Raw genomic sequence first — 19,181 nt, 5'->3', positions numbered from 1 at the left:
ATGTAAATTTTAACTTAAAAATATAAACTGAATATAAAATATACAAAAACCGGAAAATAATTAGCGAGAATGTTGAGAAAATTACAAAAAGTGTATTTACTTTACCATTTATTAGTACTACAATAGGGTTATAAATAATAAAGAGGAGGAGTAAAATGAAAAAAAAATTTTTAAGTTTTATTATTATTTCTGCCATATCACTTAACATTTCTTCTATGACTGTGGGGGCAAAGCAAGTGAAAGAAATCAAACCTCCAAAAGATAAAGAATCTATTTCTGTATTAAAAACAGATTTAGAAAAAACCAAGAATATAAAATCTAATAATAAGGAGGGGGATGATGTAACAAAAGTAGTTAAGAGTGCTTTAAAAGAAGAAGGCAATTTAGGAGATTTTAAGGTTGATAATAAAGAAACTGATGTAAAAGGTAAAAAGCACTTGCGTTCACAAATGTTTATAGATGGTATTCCTGTATATGGTAGTCAAGTTATAATTCATACTAATAAAGATGGACAAGTATATAGCGTAAATGGAAAAGTAGATAAACAGCCTAAAGCTCAATCTTTTAAGAACCGTGTAAGGATTAAGGACGATAAAGCTATTAAAATAGCAGAAGACAGTTTAGGTAAGGAAATAAAGAAAAACAAAAATTATCATTCTGAAAGTAAGTTGTACCTATACAAGGTTAATGGAGATTTACAACCTGTGTATTTGGTAAAGATATCATCTACAGAACCAGAAGCTTCATTTTGGCATATGTTTGTAAGTGCTGAAAATGGAAAGATAGTTGATAAGTATAATGCTTTATCATGCCAAGCTACACATGCTCAAGTAAGAGGAGTTAATAGCAGTGGAGAGCATAAAATCTTAAATGGTATGTTTGAAAATGGAAGATATTTTTTAGCAGATTCAACAAGACCTTCAAATGGATATATATTAACATATGATGCTAATAACCAAGAGTATGGTTTCCCAGGTAGCTTATTTAGTAATTTAACAGGCATTTTTGATAGTGATAGACAAAAGGCAGGAGTAGATGCTCACCATAATCTAACTCAAGTATATGATTATTATAAAAATGTTTTAAATAGAGATAGTTTTGATGGAAAAGGTGCTAGTATAATATCTTCTGTGCATGTAGGAAATAATTTAAATAATGCTTTCTGGAATGGTAGACAAATACTTTTTGGTGATGGAGATGGAGTTACATTTAGTAACCTAGCAAAATGTTTAGAAGTTACTGCCCATGAATTTACACATGCAGTTACTCAAAGTACTGCAGGTCTAGAATATAGATTTCAATCTGGTGCTCTAAATGAAGCTTTTTCTGATATTTTAGGTATAGCTGTTCACAGTGATCCAAATGATTGGGAAATTGGAGAAGATATATACACTCCTAATGTAGCAGGAGATGCTTTAAGAAGTATGTCAAATCCTAGATTATATAGACAACCAGACCATATGAAGGACTATTTATATTGGGATTATTCAATGGATAAAGGTGGAGTTCATTATAATTCAGGTATTCCAAATAAAGCAGCTTATTTGATGGGAAAAGAAGTTGGAAAAGATTCAATGGCTAAAATTTATTATCATGCTTTAGTGAATTATTTAACTCCTCAAAGTACATTTGAAGATGCTAGAAATGCAGTAGTATCATCTGCAATAGATTTACATGGTGAGAATAGTAAAGAACATAAACTTGCTATAAAATCTTGGGCAGATGTAGGAGTTGGAGAAGAGGCAGTAAGATAATAGAGAATATGAAGGATTCCATTATAATAAATATATAATGCCTGTTTTTGATAGATTAAGTAATACCATAAAGTAGAGAATATAAAAAATAAAAATCTACTGCATTGTATTTTAGATAAATAGGTGCGGAATATAGAACAAACTAAATTATATTAAAAATAAGTATAGGAATATAATTAATAGGTAAGGTAAATCATTTTTCTAAGATAGTTGCAGTAGGTAGTATAAAGTATTAGTAGTAGAGTATATTAGTAAAAGGAAAAAATCCCTCACATATAAAAATACGCTATGTATATTTGTTACCTAAAAATTGAATTATAAAAAAGGTGTCTGAAGGCTAATATAAAACCTTTCGGCACCTTTTTACATTACCAGTTATTATAGTGGATTCTTTCTTTATCAAATCTATCGTAATGTTTTTTTTCTTCATTAGGATATCCTATAGATATAAAACAAAAAGGAACTATATCATCTGGTAAGTTTAATACCTTTTTAGCACCTTCCATCAGGTCTTCTACTGGATACACACCAAGCCAAACAGCACCAAGGCCAAGGTGTTCTGCTTCTATTAGTATATTTTCTGTGGCTGCTGAACAATCTTGCGGCCAATAATGTTTAAAATCTCCAAGATTCATATTAGCACATACACAGATTGCAAGTGGAGCCTCATACAGCATTTTAGCATAAGGATGGGTAGTTGCAATTTCATCTAACTTAGTTCTATCTTCTATAACTATAAAGTGCCAAGGTTTTTGATTTACAGCAGAAGGGGCTGACATTCCAGCACGGAGTAGATTTTCCAACATATCTTCAGAAATTTTTATAGGCTTATATTTTCTAATACTTCTTCTTCTAAAAATAGCTTCCATAAATATAGTCACCTCATATAATATATTCTTAATCTATATTAGTATTTTATCATATAAAAAACAAAATCTCACTTTATTAAGTGAGATAAAGAAAATCAATATGTTAACGATTTTTTATAGGATACTACTTTTTTATATATTTAATTTTTAAAGGTTATATTGTATAGTAATATATTAATGTAAATAGACAGAAGATTCAACAAATATATTAAAATATAATCGAACATAATTTATCTATAGATGAAATTAATAATAAAAAACAAATTATGGATTTTGTCTTTTATTCTTATTCATGTCATAATGTATTTAGAATCTTTTAAAGGAGGATATTTATGAAAATATTACACACCTCTGATTGGCACCTAGGGAAAAATTTAGAAGGGTTTAGTAGGTTAGATGAACAGGAAAAATTTTTAAATGATTTTAAAATACTAGTAGAGGAAAAGGATATAGATCTAGTAATTATAGCAGGTGATATATACGATAATAGTAATCCACCAGCAAGAGCGGAGAAAATGTTTTATAAAGTACTTAAGGATATTACTAAAGGTGGAAAAAGAATGGTTCTAATAATAGCAGGTAACCATGATAATCCAGAAAGATTAGTTGCTGCTAATCCTCTTGCATATGAACAAGGAGTTATAATGTTTGATACACCTAAAAGTATTGTAAATATTGGTGATTGTGGGAATCATAAAATTGTAAATAGTGGACAAGGGTATGTGGAAATCGAAATAAATGGGGAAAGGGCAGTCATCGTGACTATTCCTTATCCAAGTGAGAAGAGATTGAATGAGGTATTATATAAGTCCATAGATGAAAAGGAAAGACAAAAATCTTATTCAGATAAAATAAAAGATTTAATAGATGGATTAAGTGAAAACTATAGGGATGATACTATAAATCTTTTAGTTTCTCATTTATATGTTTTAGGGGGGGAAGAGTGTGATTCTGAAAGAAACATACAGTTAGGAGGAAGTCTTGCTGTAAGTGCATCTATTTTTCCTAAGGAAATTCAGTATGTAGCTTTAGGTCATTTACATAAGCCTCAAACTATGAAAAAAGCTTCTCCTATAATAAAATATGCAGGCTCTCCACTTCAATATAGTAAGAGCGAAATCGGATACACTAAGGGTGCTTATATATTAGATATAGTTAAGGGAAGTGAACCGAAGATAGAAGATGTTTACTTTAATAATTATAAGCCTATTGAGATTTGGAAGTGTGATTCTATTGAGCATGCCATAGATATGTGTAGGAAAAACTCTGAAAGAGATGTTTGGGTTTACATGGAGATAAAAACTGATAGATATTTGGGAGAAGAAGATATAAAAGCCATGAAGGCATTAAAAAAAGATATCTTAGAAATAAGACCTATTATTATAAATCAGGAAGACTTAGAAGAGGATTTTCAAGGTTATACGGAAAAAAGTTTTAAAGAGATGTTTGTAGATTTTTATAAAAAAGAGAGAGAGGTTCCTCCAAGTGACGAGGTTATGGATTTGTTTCTTGAAATAGCGTTAATGGAAGAAGAGGAGGGGGAATAATAGTGAAACCTATAAGGCTTGAGATAAAGGGGTTAAATAGTTTTATTGAAAATCAGGTTGTGGATTTTGAAAAGTTAACATCTAAAGGTTTATTTGGAATATTTGGACCTACTGGTAGTGGTAAATCTACTATATTAGATGCTATTACATTGGCTTTGTATGGCAAGATATCAAGAAATAGTACAAATTATATAAATACTAATTGTGACGAACTTATAGTAGGCTATGAGTTCGAAATTTTAAGAGATGGTGAACGAAAGAATTATATCGCAGAAAGGTGTATTAAAAGAGATAAACATGGAAGTATTAAAACAAAATATGCAAGGTTAGTTGAAAATAAGGTTAATGTTATTGCAGAAGGACCTATGGAGGTTAACAATACTTCACTTCAAATCATAGGACTTAATTGTGATGATTTCACCCGTTCTGTAGTACTACCACAGGGTAAGTTTAGTGAGTTTTTAAGTCTAAAAGGAAAAGATAGAAGGAATATGTTAGAGCGAATTTTCGCTCTTGAAAAGTATGGAAACAACTTGTATAGAAAAGTAGCATCCATTAATAAGAAATATGTTGATGAGAAAAATGTTCTAATTGGAAAACTTAAAAAGTATGAAGATCTAACTTATGAGATGTATAAAGAAAAAAATAATGAAGTTAAAATTCTAAATGAAAAAGAAGAATTACTAAAGAGAAAAAAAGAAGAAGTAGATAAAGAATATATAGAACTAAAAGAATTAGGAGAGTTAACTGAGGAAATTTATAGCTATAAAAATAGAGAAACCATACTAAATGAAAAGCAGAAAGTAATTGATACGGACAAGGTTAGATTAGAAAAGGGTAAGAGTAGCCTTAAGATAAAGCCTTTTATAGAGGAATTAGAGCTTAATAAAAGCAATTTAGAAAATGAAGAAAAATATCTTTTGGATATAAATAGGAAGTTAGATGAAAATAAATTTACATTAAAAGAAATCGAGGATGAATTTAAAAAGGTAGATCAGGAGAAGACATATAGACTTCCAAGTTTAATAGGGGACAAGGAAAATGTGTCTAGGGCTTTAGAATTGTATAAAAGATGTAATTCTATTAAAGAAGAAAGAGAGAAATTAGTAGAACAATATAAGATACTTAGGGGAGAAAGTAATACTAAAGAAAATGAAAGAAAAGAAATAGTACTGGAAATTGGAAACTTTGAAGAACAGGAGCAAATTCTAAATAAAAAAATAAGGGAATTAGAGTACGGAGAAGAAGAAAAAGATTTATTAGAAGAAGCTGTAATGATATATAGAGAAGTTCAAAGCAAGCATGAACTTTTAAAGGAAAAGGAAGAAAAAGAGAAAGAAAAGAAAAAAAATATAGAGAGCTTAAAGAAGGATTATGAAATATGTTTAAAATCCAAAAAAGAAATTTTGGATAAAATAGATATAGAAGAGGAAAAAAAGACAGATTTGACGAAAAATTTCCCAGGACATAATAATTTGTTACTTTCTTTTAAGGATGAAATAGGAGTTTTAACTGAAAAGGTTAAAAATAAGGAAGTTTTAGAAGAAAAAATTGAAAACTTAGGATTAATAATAAAGGAGAAGAGTTTAAGAAAGGTTAATTTAGAAGAAGAGGTAGATAATCTTCAAAATAAGTATAAATTATTGGAAGAAAAGTACAAGGCAGAGGAAGAAATTTATGAAAAGCTTAAAATAGATAATCTTTCTTATATTATAAGAAAAGAGTTAAATGATGGAGACACATGTCCAGTCTGTGGTTCCATTCATTATAAAAATGAAGTAGAGGAAATAGATTCTGGTGAATTGGAAGGCATAAAGTATAATTTAGACAATATTAGAACATCTAAAGAAGAGGTGAAAGAAAAGCTAAATAGTGCGAAAAATAATCTTATTATAATTAAAAGGGAAGAAGAGGATTTAGTTAAAGAAATAAATTCATATAAGGAAGATTCCTTAGGCATAGGCGACCTAAAAACTTTAAAAGTTGATTTAGAGAATAAGAACTTACTTTTTAATAAGACTCAACTTGATATAGAGAACTTTGAAAAGGAAAAAAATAATTTAGAGTTAAATTTATTAGACTTAAATAAACAAAAAGATAAAATATTTTCAAGTGAAGCTATGTTAGGAGAAAGATTGAACGGCGAGGAAAAAGCTTTAACTAGTTTGTTAGATGAAATTAAAGTTTTAAAAGATGCCTTAGATAATTTTATACAGAAGCTAGAAGGTATTAAAAGAGAGATAAATGTACAAAATGTAGAAGGAAAATGGATAGAAATTAAGGAAAATGAGAAACAAATAAAGCGTTATAGAGAACAAGTAAGTTTAGATATAGAAAATAAGAAAAAGTTATTATTGGTTAAAGAAAATTTAACAAAAGAAATTGGTGACCTACAATCTGAAATGAAATCTATAGAAGAGGTGGGCAAAGAAAAGAAAAGTAATATAGATGTTTTTGAAAAAGAAATATCAGGAATTACAAAAGGGGAAGCACCCGAGAAAGTTTTAAGAATAATATTAGATGAAATTGATAGAATAAATACTTCTTATGATAAATATAAAAAAGAAATTGAAACTGTAAAAGATAGAGTAAAGGGATTGGAAGATGAATTTATAAAGAAAAATCAGATAAAGGAAGATTTAGAGAAAAGATGTGTTAAAATAGAGGAACAACTTAATAATCTTTTTAAAGAAAATGATTTTATAAACATAAAGCATTGCTTGGAATCTTATATAAGTAAGGAAAAACTAGAAGATATAGAGAATGAAATTAAATCTTATGAAGACGAGAAGAGTATCTTGCTGGGTAATATAAAAAGAGTAGAAGATAGATTAAAAGGAAGATATGTAGAAAAGGAAAAGATTAAAGAGGTAAAAGATAAAAAAGAAACTATAGAAACTTCACTTATGGAAACTGTTAGAGAAAAAGCTACTCTTGAAAAGCATATAATGGATATAAAGAAAGATTTAGATGAACTTAAGGTTTTAAGAAATGAAGAAAAAACTTTAGACCATAAATTGAGTCTTTTAGACGATATAATGAAACTTTTTAAAGGGAATAAATTTGTGGAATTCGTGGCTATGAATAGACTTAAGTATATAGCTTTTGAAGCATCGAAAAGGCTTAAGGATATAACTTGCAACAGATATGCCCTAGAGATAGATGGTGAAGGTAATTTTACCATAAGGGATGATATGAATGGAGGAGTGGTTAGAGATTGTACTACTTTATCTGGTGGAGAAACCTTTCTAACTTCTCTTGCCCTAGCATTATCATTGTCCTCACAGATACAATTAAAAGGTAGCTCTCCATTAGAATTTTTCTTTTTAGATGAAGGTTTTGGTACTTTAGATTCTAATCTTTTAGAAGTAGTTATAAGTTCCCTTGAAAAACTTCATAATAATAAGATGTCTGTGGGTATTATAAGTCACGTAGATGAGCTTAAGGGCAGGGTTCCTATTAAACTTATAGTAAATCCTAATAAGTTTGGAGAAGGCGGAACAAAGGTCAAAATAGAACTGAGTTAAATAATAAAGGCCTTATTGAGGCCTTTATTATATTAAATACTTATATAATAAAAAATATAGAAAGGAAGTGGGTATTTGGAAAGATCAATTCAATTAAAAAATGAGAGTATAGGAAAATTATTATTTAAATTTTCTTTACCTGCCATAGCAGGTATGATAGTAAATGCTTTTTATAATGTAGTAGATAGAATATTTATTGGGAATTTTGTAGGAGCAAAGGCACTTTCAGGACTTACATCTACTTTTCCAATAGCTTTTATAATTATGGCATTCGGTATGCTTATTGGTATAGGTTCTGCTGCATGTATTTCAATAAGATTAGGTCAAAATAAGCATGAGGAATCTGAGAGGATTTTAGGAAATGCTTTTACTTTAATTATAATAATTTCTTTAATTTTAACTATCCTTGGATTAGTATTTAAAGAACAAATTCTTTTAGCATTTGGTGCAAGTAAGGAAACTTTAAGCTATGCTATAGAGTACATAAACATAATAGTGATAGGTATAGTTCTTCAAAACATAGGTTTTGGTTTAAATAATATTATAAGGGCAGAAGGAAACCCCAAAATTGCAATGTATACCATGTTAATAGGTGGAGTTTTAAATATTATTTTAGATTATATATTTATGGCTTTCTTTAATATGGGAATAAAAGGCGCTGCTTTAGCTACTATTATTTCACAAGGGGTAAGCTCATTATGGGTGCTAAGATATTTTTTTAGTGCCAATAGTACCTTAAAGTTAAAAAAAGAAAATCTAAAATTAGATATAGGATTAATTAAGAATATTATAGCAATAGGTATGTCACCTTTCGCTATGCAACTAGCTGCAAGCTTGGTTACGGCTATTCAAAATAGAACATTAAACGCTCACGGTGGTTATATAGCAGTAGGTGTAATTGGTGCTATAAATAGTATTACTATGTTGATATTTATGCCGGTTTTCGGAATTAATCAAGGGGCACAACCTATTATAGGTTATAACTATGGGGCAAAAGAATACAAAAGAGTTAAAGAAGCTTTAAAGTTAGCTATTTTAGCAGCTACAGTAATATTTATAATCGGGTACATAGTTATTCAATTATTCCCTAAATATATGATACTACCTTTTGGAAATGATCCTGAATTACTAAAGCTAGGTACATATGCTATTAGAATTAATTGTATGGTTATGCCGATTGTAGCATTCCAAGTAATCGCTGCAAACTTCTTTCAGGCTATTGGAAAAGCACTTATTTCAATGATACTATCTCTTTCTAGGCAGGTTATTATATTAATACCATTACTTATTATACTTCCTAAATTTTTAGGATTAAATGGAGTATGGATTTCAACCCCTATATCAGACTTTTTAGCATCTGTTTTAACTGCAATATTTCTAGTAAAACAGATAATGATATTAAATAAAGAAGAGAAGTTATTAAAATCTGAATAAGAATATTAATAAAAAATCCCATGAAAAAATGTATGAAAAATCATCATTTAATCATGGGGTTTTATTTATAATTTAAACCATCATACTTAAAATAATTATAAACATAAATAATATGAAAGATATAAGTATAGGTGAGTACGCAATAATTTTACTCTTTTTAGGGTTTAGATGTGCGAACTCATCATTGTCATTACTTTCTTCTAAGTTAAAGGTATGTTCTTTAAAATTAAATCTTTCTTCATAGTTATTTTTAATTTTTAATTTTCTAAGAATTAGGGCTATAACTAGTAAACATACTGAAGCTACTAATCCTGAAATCACTAAGGCTGTAATATATTGTTTGTCTATTACCGATGCGGTATTAGCTGCTTCTTTTAGAGTGTTACTATCTAAAGCACCCTTAAGTTTTACTGTGAGTATAAATACTAGGGAACTTAATCCGTTAAATAAAAAATGTACAAGCATAGATGAAAATAGGGAATTTGTATATACAACCAAATAAGAAAAAATCACACCTAGTATAAAGGCATATAAAAATTGAGGTGGATTTAAGTGTAGTACGGCAAATAAAAAACCATTTACTACTGCAGCCTTGTGTATATTTATTTTTTTGTATCCGTCAAGAATTACGCCTCTCATAACCAGTTCTTCTCCTATAGCTGGCATTACAGCTAAGGTGAAAAAGAATAAAAGGGCTGATCCAGAATACGTATTTCCCATAGCTTCTGGGATATTATTTTTAAACCATACACTAGTTAGTAGATTACAAAATGAAGTAACTGGTAATAGAAGTAAGAATATAAGACCACAATTTAATGCGTTGTCAAATCCTAATTTGTTTAATTTTAATGTATCTTTGAATGATTGTTTATTTACTAATATATAGATTACAGCGGGCATGTACACAAATAAAATACTTCCTATAATTAATACTAAATTAATTGGAATATACTTACTTAAAGGAGCTCCGAATAAAACTAAAGAAATTTGAAGGACTATTATTATTAAAAATAAAATGTTAACTTTAAAAGCTCGTTTCAAAAAATACACCTCCTAAAAAAACTTAAAATTATTATAACATAAAAAAGCTTAATATAGTAGTTTTGTAAGATATCTGCAAAATATGATAGTAGTTTTCAATGTTAGATAGTAACATAAATTATTAGGTTTAATATATTAGTATTGAGAGGTTATTTAAACCTTTTAACTTTTAACAATGGAGGGATACCATGAGAAACTCATCAGATATAAGAGGATGCTTTAGGGAATGTGAAAGAGTAACAGTAGTTTTTCCTAATGATATTTGTATAACTGGAGAAGTGGTAGGAACCTGTGGTAAGTTCCTAATCATAAGACAAAGATGTAATAGATGTGTTCATGTAAATTTAAGGAGAGTTCTTTTTATAAGAACTTGCTGTGACTAATATAATCTATGATTGATTATATGTTAGAATAAAATTACTATTTTTAATTATTAACTAATAAGCTTAAGCTGTACTTCTATGTTAAATAGAGTACAGCTTTCTTGTTTAAAAGAATATTAAGAATTTGTAAGAATTTAAGAAGGTTTTTGTTAATGAAATGATGTTAAAATAATTATACGAGGTGTTTAGAATATTATACAATTTAAATACAAGTTCTTAGGAGAGGATGATTATGATTTTTAGAAGGTTATTTAGAAGAAAGAATAAGTCACCTAATGAAGAGGTAATGGGACTTAAAAGATTAAAGGCTAAGGGAATGAACTTCTACTTAGACAAGAAATCTTTAATTCAAAAAAGTTTAAGACTTGAGCTTTTAACGATTACTTTAATTTGTATAGTCCTATCATTTATAAGCTTTAACATATTTAATGGTTTTTTGAAGAATAAGATTTCAAAACAAACTTATATAAGTTACTATGATGATAATATCAAAGAAGAAAATAAAGTGCGTGAACTTTTATCAAAACTTATAACTATTTCAAACAAGGATTACAATAAATACTATAACCAAAATAAGGGAGCAATAGATAGTAGTATTAATTCTTTAAGAGAAAATTTTACTAAGAAAGAGGAGTTTAATCATCAAGAATTAGAATTTATATTAAGTAATTACGGGGTAGATCTTAATGAGAATAATAGAGATAATTACAGAAATAAATTAAAAGAACTTATTTCAAAAACCATGCAGAAAAATAGTGCTACAGAAAATGTCAGAGAAGAAATAGAAAAGTATTTAGGTTCTGAGGAATTTATTAAGGAATCTATAAACGAAAAGATTATATATAGGGATGCAAATGTATTTCTAACAGATTTAGATGGAAATGTTAAGTTTTCCTCTAAGGCTACTTATGCTGAAAAAATAAATGTATACAATATTATAGATAAAATGTCTAAGTCTAAATTAAATTACAGAAATGAGGATCAAGTCTATGATAGAGGTGGAAGTAGAAGTAGCTATAGGGGAGAGAGGGAATTTTACGGTTTTTATCCTATTAAAATAGGTAGTAGTAATTATTATTTGGTTTATGAAAGTATGCTAGATGGAGTTGAAATGACTACATATACAGATGCCAGTGCATTTCTATCGTTTATACTATCATTTATTACATTTATAGTGATATTTTTAATGATAACAAAGAGAAAAATATCTTATATAGAATATATATCTAGTTCTTTAAGAGAAATATCAAAAGGAGATTTAAACTATAATGTAGAGATTAAAGGATATGATGAGCTTGCAGTACTAGCGTCAGATATAAATTATATGGAAAGAGAAATAAAAGAGAAAATGGAAAATGAGAGGTTGGCAGAAAAAACTAAAAATGAACTTATAACTAATATATCACATGACTTAAGAACTCCTCTTACTTCAGTTATGGGATATATAGGATTAGTTAAGGATGGAAAATATGAAAGTGAAAAAGAAAGAGAAGATTTTTTAAATATTGCTTATAATAAGGCAGATAAACTTAAAAACTTAATAGAGGATTTATTTCAATTTACGAAAATGAATAATGAGGGAATAAGTTTAAAGAAAAATGATATTGATATAAATGAACTTATAAGACAACTTATGGTTGAACTTTCTCCAAGTGCAGAGAAAAAGAATATAGAAATAGTTGACAGTATGGAAAATAATAAGGTTATAATGAATGTAGATGGAGAAAAACTATCTAGAGTATTTGAAAACTTATTAAGTAATGCTATAAAGTATAGTGAAGAAGAGCAAAAAATTAAAATATTTTGTAAGGATACTAGTATAAATACTGTAATTACAGTTGAAAATACCTGTAATAATGATATAACTAGAGAAGAGCTGGATAAGATATTTGAAAGATTTTATAGAGGCGATAAATCTAGGAATTCAGATACTGGAGGTAGTGGACTAGGACTTGCTATAGCTAAAAGTATAGTAGAATTACATGGTGGGGACATATGGGCAGAACTGAATGGAAATATAGTCTCCTTTAAAGTAAGACTTTATAAAAAATAGGCGGTGATCTTTTGAATAATAATTGCATTCTTATAGTGGATGATGAAAAAGATATAAGAGATTTAGTTGGTATATATCTTAAAAATGAAGGCTTTGATGCATTAAAGGCAGAAGACGGAATAGAGGCTTTAGAAATATTAAAAACTAATAAGATAGATTTAATTATATTGGATATAATGATGCCTAAATTAAGCGGAATAGATACATGTATGAAAATAAGAGAGCAAAATAATATACCAATTATAATGTTATCTGCAAAAAGCGAGGATATGGATAAGATATTAGGATTATCCACAGGGGCTGATGATTATTTAACAAAACCATTTAATCCATTAGAACTTATGGCTAGGGTGAAGTCGCAGTTAAGACGATATAAGGTTTTAAATACGTGTGAAACTAAAGAAAAAAATGAAAACATAATAAATATAGGAGAGATAGAGATAGATTTAAATGGATACAAGGTAAGGAAAAACGGAGATGAAATAAAACTAACTCCTATAGAATTCAACATATTAAAATTACTATCTACTAATAGGGGCATGGTGTTTAGTACGGATAGGATATACGAGACAGTATGGAATGAAGATTGTTTTGATTCAGGAAACACAGTAATGGTTCATATAAGACGACTTAGAGAAAAAATTGAAGAAGACCCAAGAAAAGCTCAGTATATCAAAACTGTATGGGGGGTAGGTTATAAAATGGAATAAAAGTAATAAGAAAGCATTATGAATTCTAATGAAACTCATAATGCTTTCTTAGTTATCTTACACTTTTTTGAAGAGAAAGAAGGTCTTCTATCTTATCTGTCATATAAATATAGGAGTCATAAACACCTTGATTGTAGAACTCAGGGCCTAGTTTTTCTATTATAAAGTCTAAAATAAAACCGGCTGCCAAATCTCCAAAGTCTTCATCATGCTCTTTTTCAAAATACTCCTGAATCAAGGAAATCATATTCTCCCTTTTTTCTTTACTTAATTTAATATTAGTACTCAAATTAAAAGCCCCCTTGAAAATTATTCTATAGAGTTTAATTTTCCTAATACTATTTCTTCCATTTTAATTATCTTGTCATCTGCCTCTTTTAAGCTTGAACCTTTTGAATATAAATAGATTTTAATCTTAGGTTCTGTTCCAGATGGTCTTACAGCATACCAGCTTTCATCGTTTAGGAAAAATCTTAAAACGTTTGATGATGGTATTTCACTTAAGGATTCTTTATTTGTAAGTAAGTCAAAAGATTTTCTGTATTTGTAGTCAATGTATTTAATTAGTTCTGCAGTTCCCATAGTTTTAGGGAAGTCTTTTCTGTACTCAGTCATCATTCTTTCGATTCTTTCTTTTCCTTCAATTCCTTCTAATACTAGAGAAATCTGTTTTTCCCTATAGTAACCATGTTCTTCATAAATTTCATTTAATACATCTATTAAGGATTTTCCTTGCTTTTTATAGTAAGCAGCAGCTTCACATAGGAACATAGCTGACATAACACCATCCTTATCTCTAACGAAAGTATCTGTTACATATCCTATGCTTTCTTCGTATCCAAATATAAACTTTTTATTATTTTCTAAAAGCATTGGAATTTGGCCACAAATATTTTTAAATCCTGTTAGAGCTTCATAAGTTTCTACACCAAAAGATTTAGCTATAGTTTTTCCAAGATCTCCTGTAACTATAGATTTAACTATAGAAGCACCATTAGGAAGTTTTCCTTTCTCCTTCATGCTGCTTACTATATAGTTAATTAAAATTGCTCCAGTTTGGTTTCCGTTAAATGCAACATATTCACCATTAGTGTCTTTAACCTCTATTGCTAGTCTATCACAATCTGGATCTGTAGCTATAAGAAGTTCAGCATCAATCTTTTTACCAAGATCCTCAGCGTATTTGAATGCTTTTGTATCCTCCGGGTTTGGATATCCTACAGTTGTGAAATCTGGATCAGGATTTTCTTGCTCTGGAACTACAGTGATATTGGTAAATCCTCTTTCACTTAACACTCTTCTTACAGGTTTATTTCCAGTTCCATTAAGAGGGGTATATACTATTTTAATATCCTTATCTATTTCCTCTTTAGTGTCTCTTAAAGCTAAAGCTTTGACTTTCGCTAAATACAGATCATCTATTTCTTTACCTATAACTTTAAAAAGTCCTTTTTCAGTGGCTTCTTTTTCATCTATCTTCTTTACTTCTGCAAAATCTTTTATTTTCAGTATTTTATCTAAAATAGGGTCAGCTATTTCAGATAAAACCTGCGCACCATCTTCCCAATAAACTTTATAGCCATTATAATCTTTAGGGTTATGACTTGCAGTAACTACTATCCCTGCAATTGTATTTAGATGTCTTACTGTAAATGAAAGTTCTGGTGTTGGTCTTAAATCTTCAAATAAATAAGCTTTAATTCCATTAGCACATAGAACGAGGGCAGCAGTTTTTGCGAATTCTTTAGAAAAGTGCCTGCAATCATATGCAATAGCGACACCTCTATTCATAGCATCAATACCTTTTTCACATATAAATGAAGCTAATCCTTGTGTAACTTTTGCAACATTATATATATTCATTCTATTTGTTCCAGCACCAAGTTTTCCTCTAAGTCCTGCAGTACCGAATTCCAATTCTTTGTAGAATCTATCTTCGATTTCTTTTTCATCTTTTAAAGCATTCAGTTCTGATTTTGTGTTTTCATCAATATATGGATTGTTTAACCAATCCCCATAGATTTTTTTATAATCCATGTATTCCACTCCCTTACTATAATTTTTTATAAGGATAAAACTAATATAAACCTATTTTATTATATTAGTCTTTGAAATAAAAGTAAACTTATACTGTTACTTTGATGCTTGCATGAAAAGAGTGATACGATAAAAAAAATTTAAAAAATTTAATTTTTTTTATATGCAATAAAAATTAAAGAATATGCATAAAATAAAATTTATTTTTAAAAGGCAACTGGATTAATATGGATCTTGATAAGAGGATAAATGAGAGTCAAACTCACTTATACTTTAATTAAGATAATATAATTAAGAATAGTCCCAAAATTTAATCTATTTTAAAGAAACTAAAAAATTAATAAAATTTTTAAATTAATAAACATAAATATTCAAGTAATTCTTTATAATTAATACAATAATTATAATAAAAAGTTAAAAACAAGCATAAAATGTAAAAAAATGAGTTTACTTTATCTTAAAAATTATTTATAATAAGGTCATAGTTAAGCTTAACAAATTTCGACATAATATAAAGATATATTCCCCAAAAATTTTTAAGTACCATTGTTAAAAAAATAACTACTATATTATATCTTAAGTAAAAACATCAAGAAAAGGAGAGTTATTATGGAGAAACAAGAGAATAATAAGTTAGGTTTATTAATGCTTGTTTTATTAGGAATAGGTTCTATGATTGGCGGCGGGATTTTTAATAGTCCAACAGATTTAATTAAGCAGGGAAATCCTCAAGCAGTGCTTATAGGATGGATTGTTGGTGGTATAGGTGTTATATCTCTTGCCTTAGTATTTAATTTACTTGCTAATAAGAAATCTGAACTTACTGGTGGAATTTATGCTTATGCCAAAGAAGGGTTTGGTAACTTTGCAGGATTTAACTCAGCTTGGGGATACTGGCTAAGTGCTTGGCTTGGAAATGTTGCATTTGTTATTTTATTATTTAAGACTTTATCAGATTTTACAGGTGGTATGAATCCATTTATAACTTTTATATTAGCATCAATATTTTTATGGTCAGTATTCTTACTTCAAATAAAGGGTGTAAAAAATGCAGGAATTATAAATGCTGTAGCAACAGTAGCTAAATTAGTACCTATAGTATTAGCTATTATCTTAGGAGTTTTAGTATTTAAAAAAGATATATTTGTAGTTCAAAATTGGAAGAATACTTTAGCCGCGACTGGTGAGGCTACATCTTTATTAAAACAAGTTAACGGTTCTATGGGTGCTATATTATGGTGCTTTGTTGGAATAGAGGCTGCTGTAGTTTTATCTGAAAGAGCGAAGTCTCAAAAAATAGTTGGAAAAGCAATTATTATTAGTTTACTTTCAACCTTAGCTATATATATGTTAGTAAGTATTATAGCCATGGGAGTTATACCAGCTAAAGAATTAGGAAATTCTATAACTCCATTTTCTGATTTACTAGGAAAAACTGCAATTGGACAAGCGGGAGCTTTAGTTGCTAGATTGGGACTTATAATTTCATTATTTGGTGCTTTTATTAGTTGGGTTATGTTAGCTGCTGAAACACCATATATCCTTGCAAAAGATGGAGCAATGCCTAAGTATTTCTCAAAGACAAATAAAAATGATTGTCCAGTAAATTCATTATTTATAACTACAGTATGTACACAATTATTTTTGTTATCTTTATTATCAAGTTCATTCCAAAAAGCATATTCAATGGTGTTTAATATTGCTACAACTGCTATTTTAATACCATATTTATTATCTGCTTTCTATGGATTAAAAGTTTCAATAAAAGAAAACTTTACATTTAAAGACAAGATAATATCTGCAATTGCATCTTTATACACAGCTTATGTTGTATATTCGGTTGGATTAACATACATTGGATTAACAGTTATATTATATGCATTCGGTATTTTAGTGTATTTAAAGGCTAAGAAAGAACATGGAAAAAGTATTGATAAAAAAGAAAAAGTTGCAATGGCCATAATAGTTCTAATAGCTTTACTAGTTATAGCTTTAATTGCAACAGGAAAAATAACTGTATAATTAAAATGTTTAAAAATATTATTAGTTTAAAATATAAAATACAATACAAAATGATAATAAATTATAAAATCAGTCAGTCACTTCATTGTGATTGGCTTTTTTATATGAACAATTATACATAATTAAGGGTGAATATGCAATACATAAATGAAACTCTTAATTGTAGAAATTATAAATAATTAAATTAAAAGTGTAAACAATAATAGTGCATACTTTATAAAAAGAATTTTACAAAAGAAAAGGAGAGTAGGGAATGAGTGAAGATAAAGGTAAATTAGGTTTATGGATGCTAATCTTGATTGGAATAGGATCAATGATTGGGGGAGGTATTTTTAATAGTCCTACGGATATGATTCAAGTAGCTAACCCTCAAGCAGCTATTATTGCTTGGATTATAGGTGGGGTAGGTATTATAGGGTTAGCACTTGTTTTTAGTATGCTTGCCAATAAAAAACCTGAGCTTACAGGTGGTATATATACTTATGCTAGGGAAGGATTTGGTGAGTTTGCTGGTTTCAATTCTGCTTGGGGATATTGGATAAGTGCATGGCTTGGAAATGTAGCCTTTATAGTGTTATTGTTCAAAACATTGGGTGATTTAGTTGGGGGATTAAATCCTTTAATATCATTTATATTAGGTAGTTTATTTTTATGGGCTGTGTATTTCATGCAAATGAGGGGGACTAAAAATACAGGTGCTATTAATTCTATAGTAACTGTGGCTAAATTAATTCCTATATTCTTAGCAATTGTTTTAGGAATATTAGTTTTTAAGGGGGGTATATTCTTTGTACCTAATTGGAAAAATGTTTTAGCCTCTACAGGAGGAAAAACCAATGTATTAACTCAAATTAGTCGTTCTATGGGAACTATATTATGGAGTTTTGTTGGGGTAGAAGCAGCAGCTGTTTTATCAGAAAGAGCTAAGTCTCAAAAAATTGTATCTAAAGCTATAATAACCAGCTTGCTTGTAACCTTAGCTATATATATGTTAGTAAGTCTTATAACTATGGGAGTGGTTGAAGCAAAAGCATTGGGTAAATCTGTGACACCGTTTGCTGATCTTTTAGGGAACACAATTATTGGAAAGAGTGGAGCTTTAATCGCAAAGTTAGGACTTATAATTTCTCTTGTTGGAGCTTTTATAAGTTGGGTAATGCTAGCTGCTGAAATACCTTACTTAGTAGCTAAAGATGGAAGCATGCCAAAGTGGTTTAGTGAATTAAATGAAAATGGTACTCCTAGAAACTCTCTATTAGTTACTACTATATGTACTCAAATATTTATTTTTGCACTTTTATCAAACTCTTTTCAAAAAGCATATTTTATAATTTATAGTATTGCGACTACTTCTATAGTAATACCATATCTATTTTCGGCATTATATGGACTTAAAATATCTTTCACTGATGGATTTACAACTAGAGATAAGGTTATTTCTATTATAGCATCTGTATATACTGTATATGTAGTTTATGCCATAGGTATAACTTATTTAGGTTTAACTATTATTTTATATGCATTAGGAATATATATATATATAAGATCTTCTAAAGAAAATGGAAAAGAAATAAGCAAAAATGATAAGTTGGCTATGCTAATTATAACCTTAATAGCTATATTTATGTTGGTTATGCTTTTAACTGGTAGAATAAAAATATAAAATAATATTGCAGATTATTTAACTAGTTATTTAATATTTTAACAAAGTGTCTAATTTTTTGTGAAACTTAGGCACTTTTCTGTTTTTAATAAATATGAAATAAAATTTAACATATATGAAAACAATCTTGTAAAAAGGCAA

Annotated in this window: 13 protein-coding genes; 9 read left to right on the top strand and 4 right to left on the bottom strand. The window is 28.5% G+C overall.

Going from position 1 to position 19,181, the window contains the following annotated elements; translation table 11 throughout:
- The first annotated feature begins 155 nt into the window (after nucleotides 1-155).
- Nucleotides 156-1,754, top strand: coding sequence for a M4 family metallopeptidase (locus FGL08_RS11375; RefSeq protein ID WP_138210905.1), 1,599 nt, complete (start codon nucleotides 156-158; stop codon nucleotides 1,752-1,754).
- 368 nt (nucleotides 1,755-2,122) lie between these two features.
- Here FGL08_RS11375 and FGL08_RS11370 read toward each other — a convergent pair whose 3' ends face one another.
- Complete coding sequence (locus tag FGL08_RS11370) at nucleotides 2,123-2,623, bottom strand: nitroreductase family protein (protein WP_138210904.1); 501 nt, start codon at nucleotides 2,621-2,623, stop codon at nucleotides 2,123-2,125.
- 332 nt (nucleotides 2,624-2,955) lie between these two features.
- On the opposite strand from FGL08_RS11370, the gene FGL08_RS11365 reads away from it, so the two are divergent.
- From FGL08_RS11365 to FGL08_RS11355, 3 genes are all read left to right on the top strand, one after another.
- Complete coding sequence (locus FGL08_RS11365; RefSeq protein WP_138210903.1) at nucleotides 2,956-4,170, top strand: exonuclease SbcCD subunit D; 1,215 nt, start codon at nucleotides 2,956-2,958, stop codon at nucleotides 4,168-4,170.
- A gap of 2 nt (nucleotides 4,171-4,172) precedes the next feature.
- Nucleotides 4,173-7,697 carry an SbcC/MukB-like Walker B domain-containing protein gene (locus tag FGL08_RS11360; protein WP_138210902.1) on the top strand — a complete coding sequence of 1,175 codons (3,525 nt, stop codon included), beginning with the start codon at nucleotides 4,173-4,175 and terminating at the stop codon, nucleotides 7,695-7,697.
- A 75-nt stretch (nucleotides 7,698-7,772) separates the two neighbouring features.
- The gene (locus FGL08_RS11355) at nucleotides 7,773-9,131 is read left to right on the top strand and encodes an MATE family efflux transporter (protein ID WP_138210901.1); all 1,359 of its coding nucleotides are present in this window, start codon (nucleotides 7,773-7,775) and stop codon (nucleotides 9,129-9,131) included.
- Nucleotides 9,132-9,203: 72 nt separating this feature from the next.
- Here the strand turns inward: FGL08_RS11355 and FGL08_RS11350 are convergent, their stop codons facing one another.
- Nucleotides 9,204-10,172 carry a CPBP family intramembrane glutamic endopeptidase gene (locus tag FGL08_RS11350; RefSeq protein ID WP_138210900.1) on the bottom strand — a complete coding sequence of 323 codons (969 nt, stop codon included), beginning with the start codon at nucleotides 10,170-10,172 and terminating at the stop codon, nucleotides 9,204-9,206.
- Nucleotides 10,173-10,360: 188 nt separating this feature from the next.
- Here FGL08_RS11350 and FGL08_RS11345 point away from each other — a divergent pair, with 188 nt between their 5' ends.
- From FGL08_RS11345 to FGL08_RS11335, 3 genes are all read left to right on the top strand, one after another.
- On the top strand, nucleotides 10,361-10,555 hold the full coding sequence (locus FGL08_RS11345) for a hypothetical protein (protein ID WP_138210899.1): 195 nt from the start codon (nucleotides 10,361-10,363) through the stop codon (nucleotides 10,553-10,555).
- Between the two features lie 232 nt (nucleotides 10,556-10,787).
- Nucleotides 10,788-12,608, top strand: coding sequence for a sensor histidine kinase (locus FGL08_RS11340; protein WP_171012061.1), 1,821 nt, complete (start codon nucleotides 10,788-10,790; stop codon nucleotides 12,606-12,608).
- 11 nt (nucleotides 12,609-12,619) lie between these two features.
- Nucleotides 12,620-13,318 carry a response regulator transcription factor gene (locus FGL08_RS11335; protein ID WP_138210897.1) on the top strand — a complete coding sequence of 233 codons (699 nt, stop codon included), beginning with the start codon at nucleotides 12,620-12,622 and terminating at the stop codon, nucleotides 13,316-13,318.
- A 52-nt stretch (nucleotides 13,319-13,370) separates the two neighbouring features.
- Here FGL08_RS11335 and FGL08_RS11330 read toward each other — a convergent pair whose 3' ends face one another.
- The gene (locus tag FGL08_RS11330; RefSeq protein WP_138210896.1) at nucleotides 13,371-13,607 is read right to left on the bottom strand and encodes a DUF2164 domain-containing protein; all 237 of its coding nucleotides are present in this window, start codon (nucleotides 13,605-13,607) and stop codon (nucleotides 13,371-13,373) included.
- Between the two features lie 20 nt (nucleotides 13,608-13,627).
- Entirely contained in the window at nucleotides 13,628-15,355 is a 1,728-nt protein-coding gene (locus FGL08_RS11325) for a phospho-sugar mutase (RefSeq protein WP_138210895.1), read from the bottom strand.
- A gap of 609 nt (nucleotides 15,356-15,964) precedes the next feature.
- Here FGL08_RS11325 and FGL08_RS11320 point away from each other — a divergent pair.
- Together FGL08_RS11320 and FGL08_RS11315 are read left to right on the top strand one after the other, a co-directional pair.
- The gene (locus FGL08_RS11320) at nucleotides 15,965-17,377 is read left to right on the top strand and encodes a basic amino acid/polyamine antiporter (RefSeq protein WP_138210894.1); all 1,413 of its coding nucleotides are present in this window, start codon (nucleotides 15,965-15,967) and stop codon (nucleotides 17,375-17,377) included.
- A 253-nt stretch (nucleotides 17,378-17,630) separates the two neighbouring features.
- Nucleotides 17,631-19,040 carry a basic amino acid/polyamine antiporter gene (locus FGL08_RS11315; RefSeq protein WP_138210893.1) on the top strand — a complete coding sequence of 470 codons (1,410 nt, stop codon included), beginning with the start codon at nucleotides 17,631-17,633 and terminating at the stop codon, nucleotides 19,038-19,040.
- The last annotated feature ends 141 nt before the right edge of the window (nucleotides 19,041-19,181 follow it).

This window comes from Hathewaya histolytica (assembly GCF_901482605.1).
Lineage (GTDB): Bacteria > Bacillota > Clostridia > Clostridiales > Clostridiaceae > Hathewaya > Hathewaya histolytica.
The sequence above is the reverse complement of the archived record's forward strand: the minus strand, read 5'-3'. Positions and strand labels throughout refer to the sequence as shown.

Excerpts from the sequence above, each read along its gene's own strand:
- FGL08_RS11320 (WP_138210894.1), top strand. The coding sequence starts at position 15,965 with ATGGAGAAACAAGAGAATAATAAGTTAGGTTTATTAATGCTTGTTTTA.
- FGL08_RS11370 (WP_138210904.1), bottom strand. The coding sequence starts at position 2,623 with ATGGAAGCTATTTTTAGAAGAAGAAGTATTAGAAAATATAAGCCTATA.
- FGL08_RS11365 (WP_138210903.1), top strand. The coding sequence starts at position 2,956 with ATGAAAATATTACACACCTCTGATTGGCACCTAGGGAAAAATTTAGAA.
- FGL08_RS11375 (WP_138210905.1), top strand. The coding sequence starts at position 156 with ATGAAAAAAAAATTTTTAAGTTTTATTATTATTTCTGCCATATCACTT.
- FGL08_RS11345 (WP_138210899.1), top strand. The coding sequence starts at position 10,361 with ATGAGAAACTCATCAGATATAAGAGGATGCTTTAGGGAATGTGAAAGA.
- FGL08_RS11340 (WP_171012061.1), top strand. The coding sequence starts at position 10,788 with ATGATTTTTAGAAGGTTATTTAGAAGAAAGAATAAGTCACCTAATGAA.
- FGL08_RS11325 (WP_138210895.1), bottom strand. The coding sequence starts at position 15,355 with ATGGATTATAAAAAAATCTATGGGGATTGGTTAAACAATCCATATATT.
- FGL08_RS11315 (WP_138210893.1), top strand. The coding sequence starts at position 17,631 with ATGAGTGAAGATAAAGGTAAATTAGGTTTATGGATGCTAATCTTGATT.